Origin of the sequence: Streptomyces durbertensis (assembly GCF_014156695.1) — a bacterium.
GTDB lineage: Bacteria > Actinomycetota > Actinomycetes > Streptomycetales > Streptomycetaceae > Streptomyces > Streptomyces durbertensis.
Genome location: NZ_WMLF01000123.1, coordinates 1 through 13137, shown reverse-complemented (window position 1 = coordinate 13137; position 13137 = coordinate 1). Strand labels below are relative to the sequence as shown.

Genomic DNA, 13137 nt, shown 5'->3' with positions numbered 1-13137 from the left:
CGTCATGTGTCCAGGGTCGCGGCCGGGAAGCGGTCGGGCATCGGCCGTTGTGTTGATCCTGTCTCCCCCGGACGGGCGAGACAGGATCAACAGGACGGGCTACCGCAGGAGCCCGCGCTTGCGCGCCATACCGGCGCGCGCCTCGGCGTCCCGGCGCTTCCACTCCTTGCGCTGCTCGGCGCGGATCCGGGCGTCCGTGCGGGCGGCCAGGCGCTCGTTCTCCCGGCGCAGCTTGAGGTAGCTCTCCCAGCGCCGTGTGGACAGGTCGCCGTCGGCGAGCGCGGCGAGCACCGCGCAGCCGGGCTCGCTCCGGTGTCCGCAGTCGGGGAAGCGGCAGCGGGTGGCCAGTTCCTCGATCTCGGCGAAGGCGCGGTCGATGCCCTCCCCCGCGTCCCACAGCCCGACGCCGCGCAGGCCCGGTGTGTCGATGAGGACTCCGCCGTCGGGCAGGCGGTGCAGTTCGCGGGTCGTCGTGGTGTGCCGTCCCTTGTCGTCGCGGTCCCGGACGGATTGCACGCTCATGGTGTCGCGGCCGAGCAGGGCGTTGGCGAGGGTGGACTTCCCGGCCCCGGACCGGCCGAGCAGCACACTTGTGCCGTGGCTCAGCCGGGCGCGGAGTTCCGCGATGCCCTCCCCCGTGGAGGCGCTGACGGGGAGCACGTCCACGCCCGGCGCCACCGACCGGATGTCGGCGGTCAGATGGGTGTGGTCGGGCGCCAGGTCCAGCTTGGTGAGGACCAGCAGGGGGACGCTTCCGCTGGCCCAGGCGAGGGAGACGAAGCGTTCGACCCTGGCGAGGTCGGGTTCGGAGGAGAGGGAGACGCAGACCACGCTGTGGTCGACATTGACCGCGAGCACCTGCCCCTCGGAACGCTTGGACGAGGTCGAGCGGGTGAACGACGTGCGGCGCGGCAGCACCGCACGTACGTAGGGGCCGCCCGGCGAGGCCGTGTCCAGGGCGACCCAGTCGCCGGTGCAGGGCACCCGCATGGGGTCGCCGGTCGCGACCGGGGCGGTGTCGGCGAGCACGGTCGTGACGCCGTCGGCCGCGGCGACGACCGCGTCGAGGCGTCCGCGGTCGACGCGGACGACCCGCCCGGGAAGCAGGCCCTGTGCGGCGTGGTGGTGGAAGTCGGCCGCGAACCCGTCGTCCCAGCCGTAGTCGCTGAGCGGGTGCGCGGAAGTGCTGTCGTGAGGCTGATGAGCCTGGTGAGGCAAGGGGGTGGCCCTTCGGTGGGGCGGCCCCGACGGGACGTCAGTCGGCGGCCGCCTGGAGGTGGTCGAGGTGTCCGATGGCGCTGTGCGCGCTGGTGTGGAAGACGGTCATCGTCCTCACCTCCCGCCTCTGTCCGGTGCGCGCCGCGGCGCGCCGGTGCCCGGGCCTCTCCCGTGCCACCGTGGACACTAGACCTTCCCGCCGTCGACGGCGAGGGGTTTTCCGACCGGCCGGCGGCCGGCCCGGCTCACTCCGCCGGGGCCTGCGGGGCCGGCAGGATCTGCACCGGCCGGCCGGGGACCGCGTGCGGGCGCTGCCGCCATTCGCGCGGGTAGCCCAGGGAGACCTCCTGGTGGGGCACCCCGTCGTGCCACAGCAGCCGGGGGATGTGCAGGTGGCCGTAGACGACGCTGGCGGCCCGGTATCTGCGCGGCCAGTCGGCGGTCGCCTCGGTGCCGCACCACAGCGCGAACTCCGGGTAGCGCAGCACGTCGGTGGGGCGGCGGACCAGCGGGTGGTGGTTGACCAGGACGGTCGGCAGGTCGGGCGGCAGGGCGTCCAGGCGCCGCTCGGTGTACCGCAGTCGTTCCCGGCACCACGCGTCCCGGCCGGGGTGGGGGTCCGGGTGCAGCATGAACTCGTCGGTGCACACGACTCCGGCCTTCTCGGCGCGGGCGAGCGCCTCGGCCGTGGTGTGGGTGCCGGCGGGCCGGAAGGTGTAGTCGTAGAGGGTGAAGAGCGGGGCGATGATCGCGGGTCCGCCCGCTCCCTCGAAGAGGGGGTAGTCGTCCTCGGGGGTGACGACGCCCAACCCCCGGCAGATCTCCACCAGATGGCGGTAGCGCTCCTCGCCGCGCAGCCGCACCGGGTCGTCGTTGACGGTCCACAGCTCGTGGTTCCCCGGCACCCAGACGACCTTGGCGAAGCGCTCGGCGAGGGTGCCCAGCGCCCACTCGACGTCGTCGGCCCGCTCGGCGACGTCGCCGGCGACGAGCAGCCAGTCGTGTGGGTCCTCCGCACGCAGCGCGTCGGTGATCTTGCGGTTCTCCGGGTAGCGGATGTGCAGGTCGCTGACGGCGGCAAGCCGTCCGCGGCCGACGCTTCCGGCCGGCGACGCGGGGACGTCGCCCCGGAGTTCGTAGCCGGAGGCGCCCGGTGTGGCGGCGCGGCCCGTGGTGGTCCCCTCGTCTGCCCGCATGCGGCGAGCCTACCGGTGGTGATCGGCCGGAAGGGCGGCTTCCGGCCGGTCGGCACCGGCCGGGACAACGGGCCTTCGGCTCAGCTGGCGTGCGCGCCGGGGCTGAGGAACTCGCACCACACGCACTTGCCGGCGCCGCGCGACTCCACGCCCCACAGGTCGGCGAGCCGGTCGACGAGCATCAGTCCCCGTCCGGTGCGGTGCCAGTCGTCGGCGTCGCGCATCTCGGGGTGGTCGGTGGAGCGGTCGGTGACCTCGATGCGCAGCCGGCGTTCGGGGCCGCCGAGCAGCCGGACGGTGACGGTGACGCCGCCGTCGGTGTGGACGAGGGCGTTGGCGGCGAGTTCGTGGGCCGCCAGGGCGATGTCGTCGATGTGCCGGTCGGCGCGCCAGGCGCGGGTGGCGGCCCGGACCATCTGGCGGACGCCGCCGAGCGCCTGCAGGTCGCCGGGCGCGATGTACTGGTGGAGGCGGCGGCCCAGTTGCGGGGCGGCGGTCTGGTCCCGGCGGACGAGCAGCAGGGCGACGTCGTCGGCGCCCGACACCTCCGAGGGTGCCTCGGTCAGCCAGTCGGCGAGCCGGTCCAGGTCGTGGAGCGGGCCCTGCGGCACCGCCTGTGCCAGCTTCTCGACGGACTCCTCCAGGTCGCTGCCGGGCCGCTCGACGAGTCCGTCGGTGAACATCAGCAGCGTCTCGCCGATCTCCAGTTCCAGCGCGGTCTCGCGGTAGTCGAGCGGGCCGAGGTGGAGCAGGCCGAGCGGGAGGGAGCCCATCACGGGCAGGACCCGGCAGCTGCCGTCGGCGCGGATCAGCAGCGGGTCGAGGTGGCCGGCGCGGACCATGCGCAGCCAGCCGGTGGAGGGGTCCATCTCGGCGTAGAGGCAGGTGGCGAACCGGTCGGTGTCCAGGTCGGCGAGGAAGGTGGAGGCGCGGGCCATCACCGTGGAGGCGGTGTGGCCCTCGGTGGCGTAGGCGCGCAGCACGATGCGCAGCTGGCCCATCACGGCGGCGGCGTGGGTGTCGTGCCCCTGGACGTCGCCGATGACGCAGGCGACCCGGCCGCCGGGGAGGGGGATGACGTCGTACCAGTCGCCGCCGATGTCCCTCACCTCGCGGGCCGGCCGGTAGCTGACGGCGGTGCGCACGCCCTGGAGGTGCGGGATGGTGTGCGGCAGCATGAACCGCTGGAGGTTCTCGGCCAGCTCCAGCCCCTGGTCGAAGAGCTGGGCGCGCTGCAGGCCCTGCGCGATGCTGCTGGTCATCGCGGTGAGCAGGGTGCGCTCCTGGTGGGTGAAGTGGTGCTTGTCGCGGTAGAGCAGGCCCATCGCGCCGATGACCTTGCCCTGCGCGACCAGCGGCAGGTAGGCGGCGGCGCTGGCCTCCAACGGCTGGATGTAGGGCCACAGCTTGGGGTAGCGGCGGGCGAAGTCCTTCCGGGAGAGGATGAACAGCGGCTTCATCGTGCGGACGGCCTCGCTCATCGGGAAGTCCGCGTCGACCCTGGTGTACTCCAGTTCCGGGACGTAGGCGCTGGTCCGGCCTTCGGCGAGGAGCTGGATGTGGCCGGCCTCGACGAGTCCGAGCATGATGCTCACGGCGCCGAGCTTGCCGAGTCCCAGCGGGCTCTCCAGCACGTCCAGGACGTCGCGCACGCTGCGGGCGTGGGCGAGGGCGGCGGTGGTCTCCTCCACGACGGAGCTCTCGCGCTGCTCGGCGTCCAGGGTGAGCCGGTCGAGTGGCAGCTCGCTGTCGCCGGTGACGTCCCTCAGGATGCCGATGATCCGGTTCGGTCGGCCCTGCGGGGTGCGCAGGATCCGGGCCTGGGTGTGCACGATCCTCTCCCGGCCGTCCCGGCAGCGGACGCGGAAGCGGGTGGCGTACCCCTCGCGTCCGCCCTTGAGCGCCTGGGAGACCACCAGGTCCAGCCGGGCGGCCTCGGCGCGCGGGACGCGGCCGGTCAGCGAGGTCGGGCGGAGGTCGTACTCGTCGGGACGGGTGTCCATCAGCGCCAGGGCGGTGGCGTCCATGTACATCAGGGCCTGGTCGAGGTCCCAGTCGAAGGTGCCCAGCCGGTTCAGGGCGAGCGCGTCCTCGGGGCTGGCGGGCCAGCCGGCCGGTGCTGTCACCGTGGTGGAGACCACTCCCTGTGTGTCCATCGGGAACCCCCGCTGTGGCAGGCGATCACCCCTACTCTGTCATCCTTCGTCCGATTCTTCGAGTGGTGTCCCGCAACCGGTCGAGCTGGGCGCGGACCTCCGGCGTCTCCATCAGCCGCCTGAGCCGGCGGGTCAGCTCGAAGTCCCGGGCGTCCTGCTCGGCGTCGAGCCCGGCGGCCTCGGCTCGGGAGCGCCGCTCGACGACGGCGGCCACCATGGCCCGTGCCGCCTCCTCCCTGGCCCGTTCGTTCCTGGCGCGGGCGGCGGCCGTGGTGGCGGCCGGCCAGACGCGGTCGACGGCGGCGTTGACGGCCGCGCCGACAAGCACGGCGAAGGCCGACATGCCCAGCCACAGCAGGACCGCGACCGGGGCGGCGAGCGAGCCGTAGATGCTCTGGCCCTCGACCGCGCTCCGCAGGTACGCCTTGAGTGCGACGGCGCACAGCGTCCACAGCAGCAGGCACACCAGCGCGCCCGGCACGTCCTCCCGCCACGGCGAGCGCACCGGCACCGACACGTGGTACAGCGTGGCCAGGAAGGAGACGGCGAGCAGCAGGACAAGCGGCCAGTAGACAACCGCGATCACTCCGGACAGCTCGGGCCAGCGGGCGACCGCCAGCCGGGGTCCGACGAGGGTCATCGGCACCACCAGCGCGCCCACGAGCAGTCCGGCGGCGTAGAGCCCGAAGGCGAGGAGCCGGGTGGCTACCGGGTTGCGGTAGCCGTCCAGGCCGTACATGACGGTGATGGTGCCGATGAAGACGTTCATGGCACGGGATCCGGACCAGAGCGCGAAGACGAAGCCGAAGGAGAGCACCGCGGGTCTGGCGCCGGAGACCAGGTCGTCGACGAGCGGGGTGACCAGTTCGTCGACGCCGCGTTCGGACAGCAGCAGGGCGGAGGCGTCCAGGATGCGGCGGCGCACGCTGTGCAGGACGGCGGTGCCGGCCACCGAGTCCACCGCGCCGAGCAGCCCGACCAGGCCGAGCAGCAGGGCCGGCAGGGAGAGCATCGTGAAGAAGGCGGCCTCGGCGGACATGCCGACGACCCGGTACTCGACGCAGGACCGGTAGGTGTCCTTCGACAGCAGGTAGGCCAGCTTCCGTTTGGGCACGTTCCGGTACACCGCTCGCCCACTCGCCGGCCGTTCCTCCGGCGTCCCCGTCGCTGACTCCACCAGGTCAACCTAACGGTCTGGTGTAACGGCCAGGCATCAGCGCGGGCGCGGGCACGTCGCCCGGGCGGCGCGGGCGCGGGCCGGTCAGTCCTTGTGGGGCCCCTTGAGACGGCCGCGCACGTCGTCCGGCGGCAGGAAGCGCGCCCACCGCTCGGGGAACTCCGGCGGCTCCTCGCCCTGCCAGCGGGCGCTGCCCCAGTCGTCGTCCTCGCCCTCGTCGTCGGCGTCCTCGTCGGTGTCGGCGTCGTCGGCGGCCTCCCGGCGGTCGCGTTCCTCCTGCTCGCGGCGGGCCTTGGCGGCGGCGACCATCTCGGCCGCCTCCGCCTCCTTCTGCCGTTCGGTGGCGCTGCGGGCGGCGGCGGTGGCGACGGACGGCCAGACCCGGTCGATGGCCGCGTTGACGGCCGCGCCGACGAGTACCGCGAAGGCCGAGATGAAGATCCACAGCAGGATCGCCACGGGCGCGGCGAGCGAGCCGTAGATGGTGGGGCCCTCGACCGTGTTGGTGAGGTAGAGCCGCAGCAGGAAGCTGCCGCCGACCCACATCAGCAGCGCCACCAGCGCCCCGGGCACGTCCTCCCGCCACGGCGAGCGCACCGGGACGGACACGTGGAACAGGGTGGTCAGGAAGACGATCGACAGCAGCAGCACGACCGGCCAGTAGAAGACCGAGACGACCCACTCCAGTTGCGGCACCCAGCTGATCATCACGTCCGGGCCGATCACCATCAGCGGCAGCGCCACGGCGCCCATCAGCAGCGCGATGACGTACAGCAGGAAGGCCAGCAGGCGGGTCTTGACGATGCCGCGGTGCCCGTCCAGGCCGTACATCACGGTGATGGTGTCGATGAAGACGTTGACGGCGCGGGAGCCGGACCACAGGGCGAGCACGAAGCCGAACGAGATGAGGTCGGGACGGCCGCCGCGGATGACGTCGTCGATGAGCGGTTCCGCGATGTCGTTGACGCTGCGTTCGGACAGGACGGCGGCCGAGGCCTCCAGGATGTTCTCCCGGACGCTGGCGATGGTGTCGGTGCCGATCCACACGTCCAGGTAGCCCAGCAGGCCGATCAGGCCCAGCAGCAGCGGCGGCAGGGACAGCAGGGTGAAGAACGCCGCCTCGGCGGCGAGCCCGAGGATGCGGTACTCGATGCAGGAGTTGACGGTGTCCTTGAGCAGGAGCCACACCAGCCGCCGTTTGGGGATGTCCCGATAGCGCGGACTCGTCCGGGGCTGCTGCTCGGACGGTTCGTCGGGGGGTGTGGTCGCTGCGTGCACACCCTTTAACGTATCCGGCGCCGGGCACTGTCCGTGCACGGGTGACGCACGGGCGGGCGCGCTCTACCGTGTGCGCATGTCATCGTCGACGCACACCGTGACCAACCAGGCCCCGCCGCTCGCCGACTACGACGTCTACGCCACGGACGCCGCGCTCACCGACGCCGTCGCCGTGTTCGGGGGGCGGGGCGAGGCGCCGCCGGGTGAACCCGGGCCGGCCGAGGAGCTCTCCGCGCTGGGCCGGGACGCCGGCTCCGCCGAGGTACGGGAGTGGGGCGTGCGGGCCGACGCGTACCCGCCCGTGCTGCGCACCCACGACCGGTACGGCAACCGGATCGACGAGGTCGACTTCCACCCGGACTGGCACCGGCTGCTGGACCGGGCGGTCGCCGGCGGGCTGACCGACGCCTGGTCGCGGCCGGACGGCCAGTTCCGCCGCACCGCCGGGTTCTACGTGTGGACGCAGGCGGAGGCCGGCCACGGCTGCCCGCTGTCGATGACCCACGCCGCGGTGCCGGCGCTGCGCGCGGAGCCGGAGCTGGCGGCGACGTGGGTGCCCCGGCTGACGTCCCGGGTCTACGAGCCGGGACTGCGGGAGGCCGGCACGAAGGCGGGCGCGCTGGCGGGCATGGGCATGACCGAGAAGCAGGGCGGCTCCGACGTGCGGGCCAACACCACCCGCGCGGTCGCCACCGCCGAGCCCGGCGTGTACGCGCTCACCGGCCACAAGTGGTTCTGCTCGGCGCCCATGTCGGACGTCTTCCTGGTGCTCGCGCAGGCCGAGGGCGGAGACGGCCCCGGCGGGCTGACCTGCTTCCTGCTGCCCAGGGTGCTGCCGGACGGCGGACGCAACACCTTCCGCCTCCAGCGGCTGAAGGAGAAGCTGGGCAACCGGTCCAACGCCTCCAGCGAGGTCGAGTTCGACGGCACGACGCTGGCCTGGCGGGTCGGCGAGGAGGGCCGCGGGGTGCGGACCATCATCGAGATGGTCGCGGCGACCCGGCTGGACTGCGTGACGGGCTCTGCGTCGCTCATGCGGCAGGCCGTCGCCCAGGCGGCACACCACGCGGCGTACCGGAGCGCGTTCGGCGGCCCGCTGCTGGACAAGCCGCTGATGCGGAACGTCCTCGCCGACCTGGCGCTGGAGTCGGAGGCCGCGATGTGGCTGGCGCTGCGGCTGGCGTCGGCGGCGGACGCGGCGGCGGACGGCGACGAGCGGGAGGCCCAGCTGCTGCGACTGGCGGTGCCGGCCGCCAAGTACTGGGTCACCAAGCGCTGCACCCCGGTGACGGCGGAGGCCCTGGAGTGCCTGGGCGGCAACGGCTACGTGGAGGAGTCCGGCATGCCGCGGCTGCTGCGGGAGTCGCCGCTCAACTCGATCTGGGAGGGCTCGGGCAACGTGCAGGCACTGGACGTGCTGCGCGCGCTCGGCCGCTCGCCGCGGGTGCTCGACGCCTTCCTGACGGAGGTGGGCGCGGTGCGCGGCGCCGACCACCGGCTGGACGCGGCGCTCAAGGAGCTGCTGACGGAGCTGGCCGACCTGGCCGGCGCGGAGGCGGGCGCGCGCCGGCTGGTGGAGCGCATGGCGCTGCTGCTCCAGGGTTCGCTGCTGGTGCGGTACGCGCCGCCGGAGGTGGCGGACGCGTTCTGCGCCTCGCGGCTGGGCGGCGAGTGGGGGCATGCCTTCGGCACGCTGCCCACGGGGCTCGACCTGGCCGCCGTCGCCGAGCGGGCCCGGCCCGTCGCCCGCTGACCCGACCGGCTCCTGACGCAGACCCGCCGGCGCGTTGCCCGGCGGGTCTGCGAGGATCTGCCGTATGAGCACGATCGCCGTCACCACCTGGTCCCTCGAGCAGACCTCGCCGGACCAGCTGGTTCCGTCCGCGCCTCGGACCGGTGTCCACGACTCGGACAGCGGGTCCGACGCCGCACAGGTGCGGATCGCCCGGGCGGCGGTGCCGTCTCCGGAGTTCAGCAGGTTCCTCTACACGGCGGTCGGCGGCGACCTCACCTGGACCGACCGGCTGAGCTGGAGCCACGCCCGGTGGAGCGAGTTCCTGGAGCGCCCGGGCACGGAGACCTGGGTGACGTACGTGGCGGACACCCCGGCCGGGTACATCGAGCTGGACGCCCAGTCGGACGGCGTGGTGGAGATCAGCTACTTCGGCCTGCTGCCCGCGTTCCGCGGCCGGGGGCTCGGCGGCGCCCTGCTCACCCACGGCACCGCCCGCGCGTGGGACCTCGCCGACCGCTGGCCGGGACTTCCGGCGACGCGCCGGGTGTGGCTGCACACGTGCAGCAAGGACGGGCCGCACGCGCTCGCCAACTACGAGCGGCGCGGCTTCCGGGTCTTCGACACCCGGACCGAACCGGAGCCGGACGTTCCGACGCCCGGCCCCTGGCCTGGAGCGTTCCCCCAGGCGTGACCGCCGTGTGACCCGCAGCGGGCCCCCGGCGTGCCCCGTGGTGTGACCCACCACACAGCGTCTCAGCCAGCAAGACGCACGCGTCCACATCGTGGATAAAGCTGGACTGAATCCAAATCGCCGTGCGAGTCTTCCGTCATGTCTCGAGCTGGAATTGCCTTGGTCTGTCGGCGGCACGTCGACCTCGGCCGCATGTCCAGCGCCATGTGTTGAGCGGGCTGACAGTCTCAGCGCCGCACCTCTCGAACCGCCCCCACCGCCGCGGGCGCTTCACTCCCTGACTCCACCCCAGTCTCTGCCGTGAGCACCCCTGTGCCCGAAGCGGCAGGTCAGAGCCGCTCTCGTCAGCCCGAAGGACATACCGCAATGGCCGACAACGCCAAGCCGACCGCTGCCACCCCAGCCCGCCGCAAGGCCAGCCGCCACCGGGGCGAGGGGCAGTGGGCCAAGGGGCACCTGACACCGCTCAACGCGAACGAGCAGACCAAGAAGGACGACGACGGTCTCAACGTGCGGACACGCATTGAGACGATCTACGCGCACCGCGGCTTCGACGCCATCGACGGCGCCGACCTGCGCGGACGGATGCGCTGGTGGGGCCTGTACACCCAGCGCAAGCCCGGCATCGACGGCGGCAAGACGGCCGTCCTGGAGCCGGAGGAGCTGGACGACAAGTACTTCATGCTGCGCGTGCGCATCGACGGCGGCCGGCTGAGCACCGAGCAGCTGCGCGTCGTCGGCGAGATCTCCGAGGAGTTCGCGCGCGGCACCGCCGACATCACCGACCGGCAGAACGTCCAGTACCACTGGATCCGCATCGAGGACGTGCCGGAGATCTGGCACCGCCTGGAGGCCGTCGGACTGTCGACGACCGAGGCCTGCGGCGACACCCCGCGGGTCATCCTCGGCTCCCCCGTCGCGGGCATCGCCGAGGACGAGATCATCGACGGCACCTGGGCGATCGACGAGATCCACCGCCGGGTGGTCGGCAACCCGGCGTTCTCCAACCTCCCCCGCAAGTTCAAGTCCGCGATCTCGGGTTCCCCACTGCTGGACGTCGCCCACGAGATCAACGACGTGGCGTTTGTCGGCGTGGAGCACCCCGAGCACGGGCCCGGCTTCGACGTGTGGGTCGGTGGCGGCCTGTCCACCAACCCGAAGATCGGTGTGCGGCTGGGCACCTGGGTGCCGCTGGAGGAGGTCCCGGACGTCTACGAGGGGATCATCTCGATCTTCCGCGACTACGGCTACCGCCGGCTGCGGACCCGCGCCCGGATCAAGTTCCTCGTCGCCGACTGGGGCGCCGCGGAGTTCCGCCGGGTGCTGGAGGAGGAGTACCTGAAGCGCCCTCTGCTGGACGGCCCGGCTCCGAAGGACCCGGTCGAGCGCTGGCGGGACCACGTCGGCGTGCACCGGCAGAAGGACGGCCGCTTCTACGTCGGCTTCGCCCCGCGCGTCGGCCGGGTGGACGGCGCCACGCTCACCAAGATCGCCGACCTCGCGGAGGCGCACGGCTCCGGCCGGGTCCGCACCACCGCCGAGCAGAAGATGATCGTGCTCGACGTGCCCGAGGAGCAGGTCGGCCCGCTGCGCGAGGGGCTTGCCGCGCTCGGCCTGGCCACCGAGCCGTCGCCGTTCCGGCGCGGCACGATGGCCTGCACCGGCATCGAGTTCTGCAAGCTGGCGATCGTCGAGACCAAGGGCCGCGGCCAGTCCCTCATCGAGGAACTGGAGCGCCGCCTGCCGGAGTTCGACGAACCGCTGACGATCAACATCAACGGCTGCCCCAACTCCTGCGCCCGCATCCAGGTCGCCGACATCGGCCTCAAGGGCCAGCTGGTCGTCGACGAGAACGGCGAGCAGGTCGAGGGCTTCCAGGTGCACCTGGGCGGCTCGCTGGGCCTCCAGGCGGGCTTCGGCCGCAAGGTCCGCGGCCTGAAGGTCACCTCCGCCGGCCTGACCGACTACGTCGAGCGGGTGCTGCGCAACTTCCTGGACCAGCGTGAGGACGGCGAGCGGTTCGCGCAGTGGGTGGCCCGCGCCGACGAGGGGGCCCTGAAGTGAGCGAGCGAGCCGCACCCTACTACTGCCCGTACTGCGGCGAGGAGGACCTGCGCCCCTCCGAACAGGGCCACGGCGCCTGGGAATGCGCCGACTGCAACCGCGCGTTCCAGCTGAAGTTCCTCGGCCTGCTCGCGGCGGGCTTCCGGAACACCGGCCAGCACAGGGGGGAGAGCCGATGAGCACCGACGGCACGGACCCGCGGGCGCTCGCCGAGCGGGCGGGCCGCGAGCTGGAGGACGCCCCTGCGCTGGAGATCCTGCGCTGGGCGGCCGAGACCTTCGGCAAGGAGTTCTGCGTGACCTCCTCGATGGAGGACGCCGTGGTGGCCCATCTGGCCTCGCGCGCGTTCCCCGGCGTGGACGTCGTCTTCCTGGACACCGGCTACCACTTCCCGGAGACGATCGGCACCCGGGACGCGGTCGCCGCCGTGATGGACGTCAACGTCATCACGCTGACCCCGCGTCAGACGGTCGCCGAGCAGGACGCCGAGTACGGCCCGAAGCTGCACGACCGCGACCCGGACCTGTGCTGCGCGCTGCGCAAGGTCGCCCCGCTGAGGGACGGTCTGGCCGGCTACACCGCGTGGGCGACGGGCCTGCGCCGCGACGAGTCCCCGACCCGGGCGAACACCCCGGTCGTCGGTTGGGACGAGGGGCGCGGCAAGGTCAAGGTCTCCCCCATCGCCCGCTGGACCCAACAGGACGTGGACGCCTACGTGAGCGAGCACGGCGTGCTGACCAACCCGCTGCTGATGGACGGTTACGCCTCCGTCGGCTGCGCGCCCTGCACCCGCCGGGTGCGTCCGGGCGAGGACGCCAGGGCCGGCCGCTGGGCCGGCCGCGGCAAGACCGAGTGCGGACTGCACGGCTGATGACCGACACGACATCCGGCAGGGAGCGGGAGATGACAGCGGTGACCAGCGGCGCGACGGTATGGCTGACCGGCCTGCCCAGCGCCGGAAAGACGACGATCGCGCGGGCGCTCGCCGAGCGGCTGCGCGCCGAGGGCCACCGGGTGGAGGTCCTCGACGGCGACGAGATCCGGGAGTTCCTCTCCGCCGGTCTCGGCTTCTCGCGCGAGGACCGGCACCAGAACGTGCAGCGGATCGGCTTTGTCGCCGAACTGCTCGCCTCCAACGGCGTCAAGGCCCTCGTTCCGGTGATCGCGCCGTTCGCGGACTCGCGGGAGGCCGTGCGCAAGCGGCACCAGCGCGAGGGCACCGGCTACCTGGAGGTGCACGTCGCGACCCCGGTGGAGGTCTGCTCCGAGCGCGACGTGAAGGGCCTGTACGCCCGTCAGGCCGCCGGCGAGCTGACCGGTCTGACCGGCGTCGACGACCCGTACGAGGCGCCCACCGACCCGGACCTGCGCATCCACGCCCACGAGCAGAGCGTCGAGGAGTCCGCCGCCGCCCTGCACACCCTGCTGATCGAGAGGGGACTCGCGTGAGCACCGCCACCGCCGTCACCGAGGAGACGGACAACCCGTACGCCCTGAGCCATCTGGACGCGTTGGAGTCGGAGGCGGTGCACGTCTTCCGGGAGGTCGCGGGCGAGTTCGAGCGGCCGGTGATCCTGTTCTCCGGCGGCAAGGACTCGATCGTGATGCTGCACCTGGCGCTG

At 72.8% G+C, this 13137-nt stretch carries 12 protein-coding genes and 1 pseudogene; 7 read left to right on the top strand and 6 right to left on the bottom strand.

Going from position 1 to position 13137, the window contains the following annotated elements:
- Nucleotides 1-99: 99 nt before the first annotated feature.
- From rsgA to GL263_RS11000, 6 genes are all read right to left on the bottom strand, one after another.
- On the bottom strand, nt 100-1218 hold the full coding sequence (gene rsgA / locus GL263_RS11025) for a ribosome small subunit-dependent GTPase A (RefSeq protein WP_182855445.1): 1119 nt from the start codon (nt 1216-1218) through the stop codon (nt 100-102).
- A 37-nt stretch (nt 1219-1255) separates the two neighbouring features.
- Nucleotides 1256-1396 carry a hypothetical protein gene (locus GL263_RS11020; protein ID WP_182855444.1) on the bottom strand — a complete coding sequence of 47 codons (141 nt, stop codon included), beginning with the start codon at nt 1394-1396 and terminating at the stop codon, nt 1256-1258.
- Between the two features lie 67 nt (nt 1397-1463).
- Nucleotides 1464-2414 (bottom strand): metallophosphoesterase family protein, encoded by a 951-nt coding sequence (locus GL263_RS11015; RefSeq protein WP_182855443.1) that lies wholly within the window; start codon nt 2412-2414, stop codon nt 1464-1466.
- Between the two features lie 80 nt (nt 2415-2494).
- Nucleotides 2495-4570, bottom strand: a complete 2076-nt coding sequence (locus GL263_RS11010) for a SpoIIE family protein phosphatase (RefSeq protein ID WP_182855442.1) — start codon at nt 4568-4570, stop codon at nt 2495-2497.
- Nucleotides 4571-4601: 31 nt separating this feature from the next.
- Nucleotides 4602-5684, bottom strand: coding sequence for a YihY/virulence factor BrkB family protein (locus tag GL263_RS11005; protein WP_323379343.1), 1083 nt, complete (start codon nt 5682-5684; stop codon nt 4602-4604).
- 147 nt (nt 5685-5831) lie between these two features.
- Complete coding sequence (locus GL263_RS11000; protein WP_438947946.1) at nt 5832-7025, bottom strand: YihY/virulence factor BrkB family protein; 1194 nt, start codon at nt 7023-7025, stop codon at nt 5832-5834.
- 76 nt (nt 7026-7101) lie between these two features.
- Here GL263_RS11000 and GL263_RS10995 point away from each other — a divergent pair, with 76 nt between their 5' ends.
- The 7 genes and pseudogenes from GL263_RS10995 to GL263_RS10965 form a co-directional block, all read left to right on the top strand.
- On the top strand, nt 7102-8778 hold the full coding sequence (locus GL263_RS10995; protein WP_182855440.1) for an acyl-CoA dehydrogenase family protein: 1677 nt from the start codon (nt 7102-7104) through the stop codon (nt 8776-8778).
- A gap of 64 nt (nt 8779-8842) precedes the next feature.
- Entirely contained in the window at nt 8843-9451 is a 609-nt protein-coding gene (locus GL263_RS10990; protein WP_182855439.1) for a GNAT family N-acetyltransferase, read from the top strand.
- Nucleotides 9452-9817: 366 nt separating this feature from the next.
- The gene (locus tag GL263_RS10985; RefSeq protein WP_182855438.1) at nt 9818-11515 is read left to right on the top strand and encodes a nitrite/sulfite reductase; all 1698 of its coding nucleotides are present in this window, start codon (nt 9818-9820) and stop codon (nt 11513-11515) included.
- On the top strand, nt 11512-11694 hold the full coding sequence (locus GL263_RS10980) for a hypothetical protein (protein ID WP_182855437.1): 183 nt from the start codon (nt 11512-11514) through the stop codon (nt 11692-11694). Before GL263_RS10985 ends, GL263_RS10980 begins: the two co-directional genes overlap by 4 nt.
- Nucleotides 11691-12386, top strand: coding sequence for a phosphoadenylyl-sulfate reductase (locus tag GL263_RS10975; RefSeq protein WP_182855436.1), 696 nt, complete (start codon nt 11691-11693; stop codon nt 12384-12386). The genes GL263_RS10980 and GL263_RS10975 overlap by 4 nt, the downstream gene beginning before the upstream one ends.
- The gene (gene cysC, locus GL263_RS10970; protein WP_182855435.1) at nt 12386-12964 is read left to right on the top strand and encodes an adenylyl-sulfate kinase; all 579 of its coding nucleotides are present in this window, start codon (nt 12386-12388) and stop codon (nt 12962-12964) included. Before GL263_RS10975 ends, cysC begins: the two co-directional genes overlap by 1 nt.
- Nucleotides 12961-13137, top strand: a pseudogene (locus GL263_RS10965) (sulfate adenylyltransferase subunit CysD); the annotation flags it as partial. The gene cysC and the pseudogene GL263_RS10965, both read left to right, overlap by 4 nt.

Excerpts from the sequence above, each read along its gene's own strand:
- GL263_RS11015 (WP_182855443.1), bottom strand. The coding sequence starts at position 2,414 with ATGCGGGCAGACGAGGGGACCACCACGGGCCGCGCCGCCACACCGGGC.
- GL263_RS11010 (WP_182855442.1), bottom strand. The coding sequence starts at position 4,570 with ATGGACACACAGGGAGTGGTCTCCACCACGGTGACAGCACCGGCCGGC.
- GL263_RS10995 (WP_182855440.1), top strand. The coding sequence starts at position 7,102 with ATGTCATCGTCGACGCACACCGTGACCAACCAGGCCCCGCCGCTCGCC.
- GL263_RS10990 (WP_182855439.1), top strand. The coding sequence starts at position 8,843 with ATGAGCACGATCGCCGTCACCACCTGGTCCCTCGAGCAGACCTCGCCG.
- GL263_RS10985 (WP_182855438.1), top strand. The coding sequence starts at position 9,818 with ATGGCCGACAACGCCAAGCCGACCGCTGCCACCCCAGCCCGCCGCAAG.
- GL263_RS10975 (WP_182855436.1), top strand. The coding sequence starts at position 11,691 with ATGAGCACCGACGGCACGGACCCGCGGGCGCTCGCCGAGCGGGCGGGC.
- cysC (WP_182855435.1), top strand. The coding sequence starts at position 12,386 with ATGACCGACACGACATCCGGCAGGGAGCGGGAGATGACAGCGGTGACC.